Annotated in this window: 17 protein-coding genes; 12 read left to right on the top strand and 5 right to left on the bottom strand. The window is 67.2% G+C overall.

All coding sequences use genetic code 11. The annotated features are described in order from the left end of the window. The first annotated feature begins 1 nt into the window (after position 1). The 7 genes from ACEPA4_RS11315 to ACEPA4_RS11285 all read left to right on the top strand — a co-directional run bounded on the left by ACEPA4_RS11315 (position 2) and on the right by ACEPA4_RS11285 (position 6,562). Positions 2–901, top strand: a complete 900-nt coding sequence (locus tag ACEPA4_RS11315; protein WP_065185686.1) for a peptidylprolyl isomerase — start codon at positions 2–4, stop codon at positions 899–901. 23 nt (positions 902–924) lie between these two features. Beyond that, on the top strand, positions 925–2,256 hold the full coding sequence (locus ACEPA4_RS11310; protein ID WP_262090753.1) for a nitrate/nitrite transporter: 1,332 nt from the start codon (positions 925–927) through the stop codon (positions 2,254–2,256). Between the two features lie 195 nt (positions 2,257–2,451). Then, positions 2,452–3,666 (top strand): coproporphyrinogen III oxidase, encoded by a 1,215-nt coding sequence (locus ACEPA4_RS11305; protein ID WP_164229621.1) that lies wholly within the window; start codon positions 2,452–2,454, stop codon positions 3,664–3,666. Positions 3,667–3,677: 11 nt separating this feature from the next. After that, positions 3,678–4,454 carry a helix-turn-helix domain-containing protein gene (locus tag ACEPA4_RS11300; protein ID WP_005416832.1) on the top strand — a complete coding sequence of 259 codons (777 nt, stop codon included), beginning with the start codon at positions 3,678–3,680 and terminating at the stop codon, positions 4,452–4,454. 19 nt (positions 4,455–4,473) lie between these two features. Next, complete coding sequence (gene modA / locus ACEPA4_RS11295; protein WP_065185684.1) at positions 4,474–5,217, top strand: molybdate ABC transporter substrate-binding protein; 744 nt, start codon at positions 4,474–4,476, stop codon at positions 5,215–5,217. Positions 5,218–5,220: 3 nt separating this feature from the next. Then, positions 5,221–5,904: a molybdate ABC transporter permease subunit gene (gene modB / locus ACEPA4_RS11290; RefSeq protein WP_065177657.1), complete on the top strand. Its 684-nt coding sequence runs from the start codon at positions 5,221–5,223 to the stop codon at positions 5,902–5,904. Further along, positions 5,894–6,562, top strand: a complete 669-nt coding sequence (locus ACEPA4_RS11285; RefSeq protein ID WP_065185683.1) for a sulfate/molybdate ABC transporter ATP-binding protein — start codon at positions 5,894–5,896, stop codon at positions 6,560–6,562. Before modB ends, ACEPA4_RS11285 begins: the two co-directional genes overlap by 11 nt. Positions 6,563–6,700: 138 nt before the next feature. On the opposite strand, the gene ACEPA4_RS11280 is transcribed toward ACEPA4_RS11285, so the two are convergent. From ACEPA4_RS11280 to ACEPA4_RS11260, 5 genes are all read right to left on the bottom strand, one after another. Further along, positions 6,701–8,230 carry a sulfite reductase flavoprotein subunit alpha gene (locus ACEPA4_RS11280; protein ID WP_065185682.1) on the bottom strand — a complete coding sequence of 510 codons (1,530 nt, stop codon included), beginning with the start codon at positions 8,228–8,230 and terminating at the stop codon, positions 6,701–6,703. Then, positions 8,227–8,655, bottom strand: a complete 429-nt coding sequence (locus ACEPA4_RS11275; protein ID WP_005409905.1) for a PAS domain-containing protein — start codon at positions 8,653–8,655, stop codon at positions 8,227–8,229. Before ACEPA4_RS11275 ends, ACEPA4_RS11280 begins: the two co-directional genes overlap by 4 nt. A gap of 136 nt (positions 8,656–8,791) precedes the next feature. Continuing rightward, a complete protein-coding gene (locus ACEPA4_RS11270) occupies positions 8,792–9,346 on the bottom strand; it encodes a hypothetical protein (RefSeq protein ID WP_262090751.1) in 555 nt (184 codons plus the stop codon). A 591-nt stretch (positions 9,347–9,937) separates the two neighbouring features. Next, entirely contained in the window at positions 9,938–10,252 is a 315-nt protein-coding gene (locus ACEPA4_RS11265) for an AzlD family protein (protein ID WP_005409898.1), read from the bottom strand. Next, positions 10,249–10,980, bottom strand: coding sequence for an AzlC family ABC transporter permease (locus tag ACEPA4_RS11260; RefSeq protein WP_005416820.1), 732 nt, complete (start codon positions 10,978–10,980; stop codon positions 10,249–10,251). Before ACEPA4_RS11260 ends, ACEPA4_RS11265 begins: the two co-directional genes overlap by 4 nt. 127 nt (positions 10,981–11,107) lie before the next feature. On the opposite strand from ACEPA4_RS11260, the gene ACEPA4_RS11255 reads away from it, so the two are divergent. The 5 genes from ACEPA4_RS11255 to ACEPA4_RS11235 all read left to right on the top strand — a co-directional run bounded on the left by ACEPA4_RS11255 (position 11,108) and on the right by ACEPA4_RS11235 (position 14,938). Then, complete coding sequence (locus tag ACEPA4_RS11255) at positions 11,108–11,572, top strand: Lrp/AsnC family transcriptional regulator (RefSeq protein WP_005413654.1); 465 nt, start codon at positions 11,108–11,110, stop codon at positions 11,570–11,572. Positions 11,573–12,051: 479 nt separating this feature from the next. Next, entirely contained in the window at positions 12,052–12,732 is a 681-nt protein-coding gene (locus ACEPA4_RS11250) for an STN domain-containing protein (protein WP_065177663.1), read from the top strand. A 16-nt stretch (positions 12,733–12,748) separates the two neighbouring features. Further along, a complete protein-coding gene (locus ACEPA4_RS11245) occupies positions 12,749–13,279 on the top strand; it encodes an RNA polymerase sigma factor (protein WP_065177664.1) in 531 nt (176 codons plus the stop codon). Positions 13,280–13,347: 68 nt separating this feature from the next. Beyond that, positions 13,348–14,328 carry a DUF4880 domain-containing protein gene (locus ACEPA4_RS11240; protein ID WP_065185681.1) on the top strand — a complete coding sequence of 327 codons (981 nt, stop codon included), beginning with the start codon at positions 13,348–13,350 and terminating at the stop codon, positions 14,326–14,328. Between the two features lie 58 nt (positions 14,329–14,386). Continuing rightward, positions 14,387–14,938 carry a hypothetical protein gene (locus tag ACEPA4_RS11235; RefSeq protein WP_005416804.1) on the top strand — a complete coding sequence of 184 codons (552 nt, stop codon included), beginning with the start codon at positions 14,387–14,389 and terminating at the stop codon, positions 14,936–14,938. Positions 14,939–15,010: the final 72 nt, after the last annotated feature.

Below are 15,010 nucleotides of genomic sequence, written 5' to 3'. Positions count from 1 at the left end.
CATGCGCAGCCTGCCGAAATTCCTGCCGATTACCGTGATCGACTCCGCCGCACCGGTTCCCGCCGAGGCGCATTCGCACCACCATGACGCGGCGGCGCAGGGGCCGCGTTCGCTCGGGCAGCCGGCACCGTGCCGGCTGTTCGTGGACGAGACCGCGATCAGCGAGGCCGACATCGCCCGCGAGATGCAGCACCACCGGGCGATGCGCCCGCAACAGTCACGTGCCGAAGCGGCACGCGCACTGGTGGTGCGCGAACTGCTGCGCCTGGAAGCGCAGCGGCTGGGCCTGCAGGCGCCGGAGGGTAACCGGGTAAGTGACGAGGAAGTGCTGATCCAGCAGCTGCTGGAAGACGCGATCGAAGACCGCGTGCCGACCGATGAAGACTGCCGGCGCTACTTCGAGCAGAACCCGGAGCGCTTCCGCTCCCCCGACCGTGTGCGCCTACGCCATATCCTGCTGGCCGCACCGGCCGACGACGTGGCCGGGCGCTTCGCTGCACGCACCGAGGGCGAGCGGCTGCTCGGACTGCTGAAGGAGTCGCCGCACCTGTTCGCCGATTTCGCTCTGCGTCATTCACGCTGCCCGTCCAGCAGCGAAGGCGGTGACCTGGGCTGGCTGCAGCGTGGGCAGACCACGCCGGAGTTCGACCGACAGGTGTTCCGCCTGCGCGAAGGCCTGGCCGGTTTCCCGGTGGAATCGCGCTGGGGCTACCACGTGGTCTGCGTCGATGCCCGCGAGGAAGGCCAGCCGCAGCCGTTCGAGGCCGTGCTGCCGCAGCTGCGTGACTACCTGGAGTTGCAGGTGCGGCAGCGCGAGGTGCAGGCCTACCTGCTGCAGTTGCAGGAACGCTACCCGGTGCGCGGGCTGGATGAGATCGAAGCCGAAGCGGATATCGGCTGAACCCCTTTGAACGAGGAAAATTCATGAACCAGGCCCTTGCCCCCGCCAGTGCCGGGCAGCAGCAACGTGCGCTGTGGCTGAGCACGTTCGCCTTCACCGTGTGCTTTGCGGTGTGGATGATCTTCTCGATCATTGGTATCCAGATCAGTCAACAGCTCGGCTTGAATGACACCCAGTTCGGTCTGTTGATCGCCACGCCGGTGCTGACCGGCTCGGTCAGCCGCGTCTTCCTCGGCATCTGGTCCGACCAGTTCGGTGGCCGCAAGGTGATGGTGCTGGTGATGCTGTGTGGTGCAGTCGCTACCTGGATGCTGACCTACGCACAGACCTACAGCCAGTTCCTGGTTGCCGCGCTGTGCGTGGGTATCGCCGGCGGCAACTTCTCGGTGGGCGTGGCCTACGTCTCGAAGTGGTTCCCGGCCAGCAAGCAGGGCACTGCGCTGGGCATCTTCGGTGCCGGCAACATCGGTTCGGCGGTGACCAAGCTGCTGGCGCCGCTGGTGATGGTGGCGGCCGGCTGGACCATGGTTGCCAAGGTCTGGGCCGTCGCGCTGGCGGTCACTGCGGTGCTGTTCTTCCTCTTCAGCAAGGAAGACCCGTCTCTGGAACAGCGCCGCCGCGAAGGCGTGAAGCCGGTGCCGTTCGCCGAGCAGATGGCACCACTGAAGAACCTGCAGGTATGGCGGTTCTCGCTGTACTACTTCTTCGTCTTCGGCGGCTTCGTGGCGCTGGCGTTGTGGCTGCCGCACTACCTGGTTGGCGCCTATGGCATGGACGTGGGCCACGCCGGCATGCTGGCGGCGTGCTATTCGATCCCGGCCAGCCTGTTCCGCGTGGTCGGTGGCTGGATGTCGGACCGGATGGGCGCGCGCCGGGTGATGTACTGGACCTTCGGCGTGTCGGCCATCTGCACCTTCCTGCTGGCCTACTCGGATACCGAGTATGTGGTGAAGGGTATCCACGGGCCGCTCCATTTCCATCTGGCCATCGGCGTGGTGATGTTCACCGTGCTGGTGTTCGTGCTGGGCTTCTTCATGTCGCTGGGCAAGGCCGCGGTCTACAAGCACATTCCGGTGTATTACCCCAGGCATGTGGGCGCGGTGGGCGGCGTGGTCGGCATGATCGGCGGCCTGGGTGGCTTCGTCCTGCCGATCGTGTTTGGCGCGTTGAACGATGCGGTGGGCATCTGGAGCAGCTGCTTCATGCTGCTGTTCGTGCTGGTGGCGGCTGCACTGGCGTGGATGCATTTCGCGATCCGCCGCATGGAACGTCGCCACTTCCCGCAGATCGACCGCGAAACCGACCTGCCCGAAGCCATCGACGCGGCTGCCGCCGAGCGGGTGCGCGGCGGGTGAAGGGTGCTGCCGGCCAGCGGCCGGCACTACCAGGACGATACGCGGCGGGTGAAGGGGTGATGCCGGCCAGCGGCCGGCACGACCGAGTGGTGGGTGAAAGGGTAGTATCGGCCGCTGGCCGGCAGGAACCATCAGATGCGCCACGCTTGATTTCAATCAGGGCCACGCGAAGAGGAACGCCCGAAGATGTCTGCCATGAGCTTCCACGTTGACGAGAGCGAGGACACTGCGCTGCAGGCGGCATTGCTGCGGCAGCCACGGCACGTGCTGTTTCCGCCGGCTGACCAGTTCAGTACCGGCTTTGGCGAAAGCGGGTGGCGCGCCGCCGTGCGCGCCAGCAACGAGCACCTGATCCCGCGTGGTTTGACGCTCGGCTTCCAGGCGGGTCGTGGCGGGCGCGACGTGCCACCGCAGGCGTATCTGGACACCCTGCTGCTGGCGCTGCGCCTGCAGGCCGGCGCGCTGGCTGAAGATCGCGAGGTGGTGGCAATGGTGCTGCAGTTGGGGCTGGCCGAGACGCTGCCGCCACCACAGCTGGGCCAGCTGCTGGATGCCGTGCCGCAGTACTTGCGCACCGTGGCGCGGCCACAGGTGGAGGTGCGGCTGGACGCGGGCAGCGCGCTGGCGCCGGCACAACTGCGTGCGGTGGGCTGCACCCGCCTGAACGTGATTGATCGCGCCGATGCACCCGGGCCGACGCTGCTGGCGCATGCGCGACAGGTGGGCTTTACCGCGCGATACTACCAGTTGCGGGTGCCCGGCAGCGCGGATACCGGCTTCATCGAACGACTGCATGAGGTGCTGGCCGAAGCGCCCGAGCGCATCCTGCTGCCGGCGCCTTGCGCGCTGCCAGAGCATCCCTCGGCGGCACGATGGCTGCAGAGTTGGCGCCTGCTGCGCGCAGCAGGCTACGAACCGATCGGTGGTGACCACTACCAGCGCGGCGACCTGCCGATCCCGCATGGCCCGGGCGATGGCCAGCGTCATTGTGACCTGGCCGGCGTGCCACGCCGCGACCGCAGCGATTTCATCGGGCTTGGGCTGTCCGCCTGCAGCCAGATCGGCGAGGTGTTCTACCGCCTGGAGGACGAACTGGGCGAATGGCATGCGCGGCTGCAGGCCGGGAATATGGGCGTGTCTGCCGGATTGATCCTGTCCGAAGACGAGCGACTGGCGGCCGAGGTGGCGCAGAGTATCGCCTGCGATCACGCGCTCGATGCGGCTGCCTTCGAATGGCGCAACGATGAACCGTTCGAAGAATGCTTCGCCGGGCAGCTGCCAGCATTGGCACCGTTGCTCGCGCGCGGCTGGGCGCACTGGGATGCGCGCGTGCTGCGGCTGGCCGAAGAAGGGCGCCTGCTGTGGCGTATGATGGCCGCATGCTTCCGGCCGGCGGCCGCCATCGCTTGAGTCTTGCCCAGATGTCTTCGAATCCGCCTTCGCACGGCCGCCTTGGACAGGCCACCCCGAACCCCGCCGCCGCCGATGACGGCGACGCGCTGCACTTCTGCAGCACCTGCGCGTTTTCCGACGCCTGCATGTCGCAGGGCTACGACAAGACCGCACTGGGCGATCTGCACGTGCTGGTCGACCACGTCGGTCCGTTCCATGCGGGTGACTACATCTTCCGCGCTGGCGAGTCGTTTGATTCGATTGCTGCGGTGCGCGCCGGCATGGTCAAGACCTTCGTCGACGACAGCCAGGGCAACGAGCAGGTGCTGGGCTTCAGCCTGCCGGGCGAAGTGATCGGCCTGAATGCGATCCACGGTTCGCGCTTCCCCTGCAATGCGGTGGCGCTGGATACGGTGCATCTGTGCCGCATCTCGTTCCCAAAGCTGAGCTCGCTGGCCACGCGCATGCCCGGGCTGCAGGCCAAGCTGTTCAGCCTGCTCAGTGCGGAGATCGGCAAGGTCGCCACGCTGGCCGCCAACCACCGTACCGAAGAGCGCATGGCCGCATTCCTGCTGGACATGTCCGAGCGCTACGCGCGGCGCGGTTTTTCTGCCACGCGCTTCAACCTGACGATGGCGCGTACCGAGATCGCCAACTACCTGCGGATGGCGCCGGAAACCGCCAGCCGCGTGCTGCGCCGCCTGAGCGATGATGGGATCATCGCGGTGAAGCAGCGTGAGATCCTGCTGCTGCAGCCCGAGCGCCTGGCCGCGCTGGCGGTGGCCGACGAATCCGATCCGAACTGAACCTGGCCGGGAGCCGACGATGAAGCGAGCTGGACTGTTGTTGCTGGGCCTGCTGGCCACGGTGCCGGCCTGGGCGGCCACGCTGACCGTTTCGGCCGCATCGAGCCTGACCGAGAGCTTCCGCGAACTGGGCAATGCCTATGAGAAGGCGCACCCGGGCACCAAGGTCGATTTCAACTTCGCCGCGTCCGGCGTGTTGCTGCAACAGATCAGCCGCGGTGCGCCGGTGGATGTGTTCGCCTCGGCCGACGAAACCACGATGGACCAGGCCCAGCAGCAGGATCTGCTGGCGGCCGGCACCCGCGAGGTGTTCGCGGTGAACGCGCTGTGGGTGGTGGTGCCACCGCAGGCCAAGGCGGCGCCGCGTACCTTGAAGGACCTGGCCGGTGCCGGTGTGCAGCGCATCGCACTGGGCAACCCGGACAGCGTGCCGGTCGGCCGCTATGCCAAGGGCGCACTGGAAGTGGCGCGCCTGTGGTCGTCGGTGCAGGGCAAGACCATCACCACGCAGAACGTGCGTCAGTCGCTGGATTACGTGGCGCGTGGTGAAGTGGATGCCGGCTTCGTCTATGCCACCGATGCGCAGGCGATGCCCGACCGGGTGCGCCGTGCGTTCGCGGTGCCGGTGTCCGGGCGCATTGCGTATCCGCTGGCGGTGACCAGGGCCAGTACGCAGCCGGCAGAGGCACGGCGCTTCGCTGCCTTCGTGCGTTCGGCACAGGGCCAGGCGATTCTGGCCAAGCACGGGTTCGGCAAGCCCTGAGGCATGGATCTGGACTGGACCGCGCTGGGGTTGTCGCTGAAGGTGGCCGGCTGGGCCACCGCGATCAATCTGGTGCTGGGCGTGGCGCTGGGCGCGTTGCTGGCCCGCCGTCGCTTCCCCGGGCGCGAGCTGCTGGATTCGCTGCTGACCCTGCCGATGGTGCTGCCACCGACGGTGCTGGGGTACTACCTGCTGGTGTTGATCGGTCGCAATGGTCCGATCGGTGCGTGGCTGCAGTCGTGGTTCGGCATCAACCTGGTGTTCACCTGGCAGGCGGCCGTGATTGCTGCGGCGGTGGCCTCGCTGCCGCTGGTGTTCAAGCCGGCACGCGCGGCGTTCGAGGAAGTGGACGGGCAGCTGGAGCAGGCCGCACGCACGCTGGGTGTGTCCGAAGTGGCGGTGTTTTTCCGCATCACGCTGCCACTGGCGTGGCGCGGCATCCTCGCCGGCCTGCTGCTGGCGTTTGCGCGCGCAATGGGCGAGTTCGGCGCGACGCTGATGGTGGCCGGCAGCATTCCGGGCCGGACGCAGACGTTGTCGATCGCCATCTACGAGGCGGTACAGGCCGGCCAGGACGGCAAGGCCAATGCGCTGGTGATTCTCACCTCGGTGGTCTGCATCGTGATCCTGTTGCTGGCCGCGCGGCTGGTGGGCGGGCGTCGCCGGGAGCTGCGCGATGTGGCTTGACCTGCAGGTGCAGCGTCGCCTGCAGGCGGCCGGCCAGGAGTTCGTGTTGGACGTATCGCTGCAGTGCACGCAGCGGCAGGTGGTGTTGTTCGGGCCTTCGGGCGCGGGCAAGAGCCTGACCTTGAAGGCGGTGGCCGGGCTGCTGCGGCCGGGCCAGGGTCATGTGCGCGTGCAGGGGCAGACCCTGTTCGATGCGGCCACCGGCGTGGATCTGCCGCCGCAGCGCCGCCGGCTGGGCTATGTGTTCCAGGATTACGCGTTGTTCCCGCATCTGAGCGTGCGCCAGAACGTGGCGTTCGGGCTGGAGAAGGGGTGGTTGAATCCACGGAACCGCCAGCGCTTCGGTGCGGTGGAGCAGTGGTTGCACGCCTTCCGCATCGACACCGTGGGTGATCTGCTGCCCTCGCAGATTTCCGGCGGGCAGCGCCAGCGCACCGCACTGGCGCGGGCGCTGGTGACGCAACCGCAGGCGCTGCTGTTGGATGAACCGTTCTCCGCACTGGACCACGACCTGCGCCAGCACCTGCGCCAGGAGCTGGAAACCGTGCTGGACCGGACCGGGATCCCGTTGTTGTTGATCAGCCACGACCCGCAGGACGTGGCCATGTTCGGCCAGCAGGTGGCGCGCATGGTGGACGGCCGCATTGTCGGCAATTGACCCGTGATGGACGCACCGGCGATGGTTGGTCACATCTGATGGTAGTGCCGGCCGCTGGCCGGCAGCCACGGAATCCTGAGCAGCCGGCCAGCGGCCGGCTCTACCGGTTCAAGGTCCGTGCGGTCCGGTGGTCATGGATCAGTACAACTCGCAGTGGGTGCGGCCTTCGCCCCGCAACGCGTCCCAGTGCCCTTCACCACCGATGGCATCGATGGCCTTGCGCACCGCGCCTTCCAGGTGGCTCTTGTTGCCGCACAGGTACAGGTGCCCACCGCGGGCCAGGACATCACGCACCTCGCTGGCGCGCTGCTGCAGCACGTGCTGCACATAGACCTTTTCGGCGCCATCGCGCGAGAACGCGGTATGCAGGCCGGCCAGCACGCCTCGCGTGTGCCAGTCCTGCAGCTGGTCGCGGTACAGGTAGTCGTGCTGGCGGTGCTTCTCGCCGAACACCAGGTGCACTTCACGTTCGCAGGCGTTGGCCTGCAGTTCCTGCATCAGGCCCATCAACGGTGCGATGCCGGTGCCGGTACCGACCAGCAGCAGCGGTGCCTGGCCGGTATCGGGCAGGTGGAAGCCGGGGTTGGAACGGCAGTACACCCGGGCGTGGTCGCCGCCGTGCAGCAGGCTGCCGGTGGCGGTGCCGAAGCGCTCGCGGTCGCGCAGGGTGTAGCGCACTTCGCGCACGCACAGGCTCAGCTGGTCGTCGCAAGGGTGAGAGGCGATGGAATAAGCGCGAGGCAGCCGCGGTGACAGCAGCCCGCGCAGCCGGGCCAGAGGAACGCTGTGCGGGGTGGCGTGGTCCTGCAGCACGTCCAGCAGGTCCAGGCCGTGCAGGTAGGCGTCCAGCTCGCGCTTCTGGCTGACCTTCAACAGACCCTTCAGTACCTCGCTACCGCCGAGCCTGGCCAGTTCGCGCAGTACGCCCTTGCTCAGCAGGCGCAGCTCGCGGTCGTGCAGGGCGGCCACGGCGGCGGTGTCGCCATACCAGGCAGCCAATGCCTGCAGCAGGGCGGGATCGTTCTCGGGTACCACGTGCAGGGTGTCACCTGCGCGGTAGGCCATGCCACTGCCGGCAATGTCCAGCTGCAGGTGCCAGGCAGCGGGGTCGCTGCTGTTCAGGCGGCGACGTTCGAGAATGGGGGCGGCAAACGCATTGTCTTCGCCATAGGCGGTGACCTGCAGGCGCAGGTCCTGGCCAGCGTTGAGGTCGCCCTCCAGCACCTGGCCGAGCACCGGCCGCCATTGCTGGAAGAACTGCTCGTAGCCCAGGTCGGCGTCCACCCGATGCAGCAGCGGCTGCGCCTGGCGCTCGCTCAGTGCAGCATCCAGCGCCTTGGTGAAGCCGCAGAAGCTAGGGTAGCCGGTGTCACCGAGGCCGAACACTGCATAGCGCAGCCCAGCCAGCGTCGGGGTCTGGCGCAGTGTTTCGAAGAACTGTTCGCCATTGGCCGGCGGTTCGCCATCGCCGAACGAGCTGGAAATCGCCAGCAGCACGTCGCCGTGACCGAGACTGGCCACCTCGATGTCGTTGAAAGGGAGCACCTGCGGCGCGTGCGGCTGCAGGTCCGCGCCCAGGCGCTGGGCCAGGGCGCGGGCATTGCCCGACTCGGACGCGAAACCCACCAGCAGGCGGCTGAAGGGCGTACTGGTCGGGAGGGCGTTCACGCGGCCTCGTAGAAGTCGTCGAACTTTTCCTTGCTGAACTCGACCAGGTCGTAGTTCTGCATCAGGTCGTTCACCACGCGGCGGATGCTGATGTAGGAGGTGATGTTGCCGTCGGCGTCGAACAGCGGTTGCACGGTGGTGTCGACCACGTAGAGCACGCCGCCCTTGCCGAGGTTGGGCACGATGCCGGTCCAGGTCTTGCCGGCCTTGATGGTGTCCCACATGTCCTTGTAGACCGCCTTGGGCACATCCGGGTGGCGCACGATGCTGTGCGGCTGGCCGATCAGTTCCTCGCGGGCGAAGCCGGTGAGGGTGCAGAACAGGTCGTTGGCATAGGTGATGTTGCCCTGCAGGTCGGTGGTGGAGATCACCATGACGTTCTGCATGGCGTTCAGCAGCTGGGCGTTGTCGGGGGTGTAGCTCATCGCAGGGTCCTTGTGGATGCCGGTAACGCCGGCGTGTTCGGGTCCTGCATAGAGATACGCCCGCACCGCAGCGGGCGGTTTGACATTGGTCAAGCGGGTGGCGCGAAGGGCTGCGACCGGGTGTCGCAGGGAGCGTTCACTGCTGCAGGGGAAAGCCGATCGTCTCGTGGCAATGCTGCACGAGGTGGCGACCTCCCTCATTGATGTGCAAGGTGTCTGCGTCACCGAAGAACCGCAGCAGTGCTGCCCCGGTCGTACTGCCCGCGTGCGCGGAGCGTCTGGCTGCAGATGGCAGGAACGGATCAGCTCGCGGATCGTGTCCGCCCGGGAGGTTCGCGCGCGCAAGGGTGCCTTCGATCAGCAACTGCGCACATGCGCCAGCCAGATAGGCGACTGGTTCCCGTTGCCGGCCGCGCCGAGGCTGCCCTGACAATGCGGTGGCGATATGCTGGAACTCATGAGCGGTGGTGGCGATCACGCGCCTGCGCAGCGAATCAGCGTCCGGGCCGGAGGGAAACCAGAAGCTGACCACCTGGCCCGGCCGCTCTGGTCCTGGCAGTTGTCGCCAGATGCCGCCTCCGTCATTTACGATCGTGAGCTGATAATGCACAGGCGTCCGTTCCTGCCCATTGGCCTCGAGCGGCAGTCCAGCGGATCGTGCAGCGGACTCGCAGAGCTGTGATGCTTGCATGGCCGAAAGCGCTCCATCTGCCCAGAGAAGTCGAGTTGCGACGGATGACCACCCGCACTCGATGGACCGATTGGGATACTCCGAGCTTTCCGGGCCGGGTAGCACCGACACTGTGCTGATCTTCAGATGTGAGGATGGGCCTCGCAGCAGGGTGGCATACCCTCCATCGGGACTGACCAGGTCCCGGGGAGGCAGTTGGATGGATTGGCACGCACTTGTGGCCAGAAGGATTGCCGCCAGCCCAGCATAGAGCCCGAGGGCGGAGCCCGATTGGGTACGCTTGGGCTGACGGCGCTGCATCAGGGGGTCAGCCCGCCAGCAGAGATGAGGGCGATACCGATTGCTGCCACGATAGCTCGTAGATTGCTCATTGGTACTCTCCAGGTTTGACGTCGATTGACCGATCAGTTCAACTCGCTGGCTCGGTACTCAATGCGTATCGACTCTGGCTCGATCAGGCAATCGGAATTGTTTCAAACACCTGCAGTAGTTGGCTCCGGGTCACATTCGATGCACCAGAGACATGCGCAGGTCGCGCCAATGGCGACACTTGCGCATCCAGTCACACCCTGTGGGGAAGTCGCGGGCGCGTCAGCCCATCAGATAGCGCAGCACACCCGCCGAGACCACGCCGATCAGCACCGTCGGCAGCATCGACAGCCGCGTGGCGGCCAGCAGGGTGATCGCCAGTGCGGCCAGGTCGGCCGGCTTGTCGGCGACGAAGTCCGGGGCGATCACCGAGATCAGCACGCAGCCCGGCGCGGCTTCCATCACCGTCACGGCGCGTTTGCTCAACGTGCGGTTGCGCAGCGCGAGGAAGCCGACGATGCGGGTCAGGTAGGTGGCGGCAGCCATCAGCACGATGGTCAACACCGAGGTCCAGTGGATCAGTCCATTGAAGATCATGCCGGGTCCTCCGCCAGCAGCCAGGCGGCGGCCAGGCCGGCCAATGCGCCGCTGGCCACGTACCACGCGCCCGGGATCAGCAGGTAGGTGGCGGCGGCGACGACCAGGCTGACCAGCCACGGTCTAGCCGCCTTCATGCCCTGCCACATGCCGCGCAGCAGTACCAGGAACACGGCGGGGAAAGCCATGTCGAAGCCATAGGCGTGGATGTCGCCCAACATCGGCCCGACGATCGCACCGAGTGCGGTGCAGGCCACCCAGACGGTGTACAGGCCTGCCGACACGCCCAGGTAGTAGGCCAGGCTGAAGCCCAGCGCGCGTCGACGCGCATCGGCCACGCCCATTGCCCAGCTTTCGTCGCACATGAAGAACAGCGCCGGCAGCACGCGGCGGCGCGGCAGGTGCTGCAGCAGCGGGGCCAGGCTGGCGCCCATCAGCAGGTGGCGGCTGTTGACCAGCGCGGTGATCGCCACGATCAGTGCGATGTGCGGTGGCGAGGTCCACAGTTCGACGGCGGCGAACTCCGAACCGCCAGCGAAGTTGAGGCCGGTCATCAGCGGTACTTCCAGTGCGCTCAGGCCCTTCTGGGCCGCCTGCGCGCCGAGCACCAGGGCGAACGGAATGAAGCCGATCATCACCGGTACGGCGGCGCGCAGGCCGCGCAGGAATTCGGCACGCGGCGCGGTATCGCAGGTGTCTGGCAGGGGGAGGGTGGTACGGGCGTCCATGGAACGGCACGACGAGGTGGGGGTGGCCCATGCTAGCGGTCCGATCACGAAATCGGGTTGCGTTGATGCCACTGGATTCTGGATGATTGATATTCCATGCGGCCAGAGTCGACTAGGACGAAATTTCATGCAGTACCAGCTCGACAACCTTGATCGCCGCATCCTCGACGCCCTGCAGCGCGACGGCCGCCTGCAGAACCTGGAGCTGGCCCGTCTGGTCGGGCTGTCGCCGTCGGCCTGCCTGCGCCGGGTGCGGCTGCTGGAGGAGGGCGGTTACATCGACCGCTACGTGGCGCTGTTGAACGAGGCCAAGGTGGGCCGCGGCTTCACCGTGTTCGTGCGGGTGTGGCTGCGCGGGCAGGACGAGGACACCACCAATCACTTCATCAACAGCATCAAGTCTTTCCCGGAAGTGCTGGAATGCCATCTGATGGCCGGTGACTGCGACTTTCTGCTGCGGGTGGCGGTGGCCGACCTCGACGCCTACCGGCAGTTCCAGATGCAGCACCTGAACCGGATCGCCGGAGTGCAGAACACCAAGACCGAGATTCCGATGCAGCGGATCAAGCAGACGACCCAGCTGCCGCTTTGAGGGATGGGGTTTGCGGCCGGGTTGCACCCGGCACCCGCCGGTAGTGCCGGCCGCTGGCCGGCAACCTCAGAAGCAACGGCCGAAGCAACAGCGTGCATTCCGTGGGATGGCGGGGTGGGTCCGGTTGCAGGGGACGCCGTAAACCCTTCCATGGGGGCTTGGCCGCGGCATCCATGCCGCGGACACCCCTGCAACCAGACCCACCCCGCCTTCGACAGTTTCCCACGACCTGTCGGGGTCGGATCCCGTTGCTGCGCAACGGGCTCTGACCCCAGGGGCAGATGATCATGTCTGTTCGATTCATTGATTCCTGATGCGTGACTGGCCCCACGGAGCCTGCCTCGGCGTCAGCCGTGGCGGCGGTCATCGCAATGACATGTGCCCTCGGTACGGTTTGAGCCCGCTTGCGGGTCGCGCGTGGGCCGGGGTTCCGGTTGTGGTGCGCGACCGTTGCAGCTGCTGTCGCTGCCGAGGGTCATGTGTTCTACGTCAGGGGGCTGAATGGACACCATGCGGTCAGAACTTGGAAGGTGGCCATCGCCGCATGGCTGCTGCTGTCCTTTGCCGCTGCCGCACAGGACGCGGTTCACGCCTACGACATCCCTGCGCAGCCGCTGGAACAGGCGGTCGAGCGCTTCAGTGTCATCAGTGGGTGGTCGGTGATGTACCCCGGCGACCTTGCTTCGGGCCGCAGCAGCCATGCGCTGCGCGGGAGCCTGGCGCCGCTTGTGGCGCTGGAGTCGCTGCTGCAGGACACCGGGATCGAGGCCGAGGTGATCGGCGAGCAGCGTGTGGTGCTGCGCCGGGGCAAGCCCTCGGCCGCGGAACCCGATGTTGGCGCGGGGCTGCCCGAGGCCGAACGCCGGCGTCGCTACGGCGGGTTGCAGCAGCGGCTGCGTGCGGCGTTCTGTGACGACCCGGAGATTGCGCCCGGCCGCTATGCCGCAACGCTGCGCTTCCGCATCGACAGCGCGGGCCAGGTGAGCGAGCCCGAGCTGCTGTCCGGCAGTGGCAGTGATCGCCGCGACGCACGCCTGCTGCAGGCGCTGCACGGCCTGGTGCTGGCGGCCGAGGCCGCCGCGCTGCCACAGCCGGTGACGCTGCAGATCCGTCCTTCCGGCACCGACCACGACTGCGGCCGGCGCGCGCCCCTTCCATGACTTCAAGGATTCGAACATGAGCAACGGTACGGCTGGGGCGGTTGATCTGATGGACCACCTCCTGGGTGCCTACGACGAGCTGAAACGCCGGTTGGTGCGCAAGCTCGGATCGGAAGAGCTGGCCGGCGACGCGCTGCAGGACACGTGGGTGCGCCTGAGTGCGCGCCGTGACCGCCTGGACGCGGTGCAGAACCCTGCGGCCTACCTGCTGCGGATGGCGATGAACACCGTGATCGACCGCCAACGGGCAGATCACCGCCTGCTGAGCCTGGAGGAGGTGGATACGCTGATGGACATGGCCGACCCGGGGCCGGGGCCGGCGCAGGCGGCCGAGCTGGACTTCGCGCTGGAAGACATGGTCGGCCTGCTGCAGCGCATGCCCGAGCGCCGTCGTCGCATCCTGCTGGCAATCCGCGTCGATGGCCTGCAGCAGCGCGACGTGGCCGACCACCTCGGTGTGTCGCTGCGGTTGGTGCAGCGGGAGCTGAAGGCAGCCCAGGACTACCTGGCCGAACGCAGCGGGCAGGGGCGCCAGGTGCGGTTCTGAGCGACGGCATCCGTCTACACTTTGACGCCGAGCAGAACCCCGCAGCGTGCGGGTCCGGCATGAGACCCATGGATCCTGACGACCGCCCGCAACGCCCGCTGGATGCCGTTGAGCGTCAGGCCCATGCGTGGGTGGTGCGGCTGACCTCGGGCGAGGCGACCGCTGCCGATGGGCGCCGGTTCCGTGCATGGTGCGAGTCCGACCCGCGTCATCGTGAAGCGTTTGGCCGTGCGCGCCGGCAGTGGGAGCAGGTGCGGCTGGCCGGCGAGCGACTGCCCGCCGGCGCGCGCGAACCGGTCGCGCCGACGCCGGCCCAGCGCTGGAGCCGGCGCGCCTTCCTGGGCGCTGCGGTGGCAGCGCCAGCCAGTCTGGTGGTGGCGGCGGCGCTCCGCCCGCCGCTGGGATTGTGGCCCTCGGTGACGGCGATGGCGGCCGATTTCCACACCGGCACAGGTGAACGACTACAGATCGCGCCCTTGCCGCAGCTCAAGATCGAACTGGATACGCAGAGCAGCCTGCGTCGCCGCGCGCACGCGCAGGGCGAAGGCTTCGAGCTGGTGCAGGGCCAGGCCTCGATCGAAACCGGCGCTGGCCTTCGCCTGGCGCTGTTCGCGGGCCCGGGTTGCGTGATTACCGATGAAGGTGCGGTGCGCCTGGACGTGCGCAACACCCACGGCCAGGTACGGGTGACCTGCCTGCAGGGTAGCGCCCGTATCGAGCACCCGCAGGGCCGCCTGCAGCTGCAGGCTGGCCAGCAGACCCGGTTCGACGAGCGCCTCAGTGGCGTCGTGGCCGAGGCCGTAGCTTCGGAAGTGAGTGCCTGGACCGAAGGCATGCTTGTGTTCCGCCGCGCACCGCTGGGCGAGGTGGTGGACGAGATCAACCGTTACCGGCGGGGCAAGGTACTGCTGGGTGAATCGGCATTGGCGCGCGCGCCGGTCAGTGGCCGCTTCCGCATCGATGATCCGGACGCGGCGCTGGAGCAGCTGCGACTGACGATGTCGCTGGATCTGCGTCGCTTTCCGGGTGGCATCGCCGTCCTTGGATAGATGAAGGCGCTGGCCGTGCGCGCCGCGCAGGGCTGTTGCAAGCGAGGAGAAGCCAAGGATGCGCAACGAGACCATCGGTGTGCTCGATCTGCGTCGCAATCTGTCTGCATTGCTGGAAACCACCCAGCGAAGGCCCTTGATGGTGCATCGCTATGGTTCGCCCTGGGTGTGCGTGGTGTCTGACGCGCAGTGGCAGCAGCAGGCGGTGCTGCTGGACTTCAATCCGCAGTCACACCCATTGGCGATGCTGCTGCGGCTGCAGCAGCAGGAGATGCCCTTGGTCGAATCCGGGGCGCTGCCGCCTGCGGCGCTTGCACGCGCACTGCTGTTGGCGGACATCCATGGCATCGACGATCTCACGCAGCTGCATGAGCAGGTGCTGCATCATCGGCTCTGGCACTGGTTCGTGGCGGGCGCCCATGGGGTGATGGACGGGTGGCAGCTGCCCGCACTGCGCGTCGCGCTGGCGTCATGGTGCGATGACGTGGACATGACCGATGCACTGGTCGCATTCGCTGCCCGCAGCGACGTGGCGGTACTGGCCCGCCGTTGTGGGGGTGACGCACCGCGGCTGCAGCGCGAAGCCTGCAGGCGGATGACGCTGCGATGACGTTGCCGATGAAGCGCCACCCCGTGCACAGAGTTGCATTCGCGGTGTCGCTTCACCTGCCTTGCTGACGTC

The organism is Stenotrophomonas sp. P2112, assembly GCF_041897515.1.
GTDB lineage: Bacteria > Pseudomonadota > Gammaproteobacteria > Xanthomonadales > Xanthomonadaceae > Stenotrophomonas > Stenotrophomonas sepilia.
The sequence above is the reverse complement of the archived record's forward strand: the minus strand, read 5'-3'. Positions and strand labels throughout refer to the sequence as shown.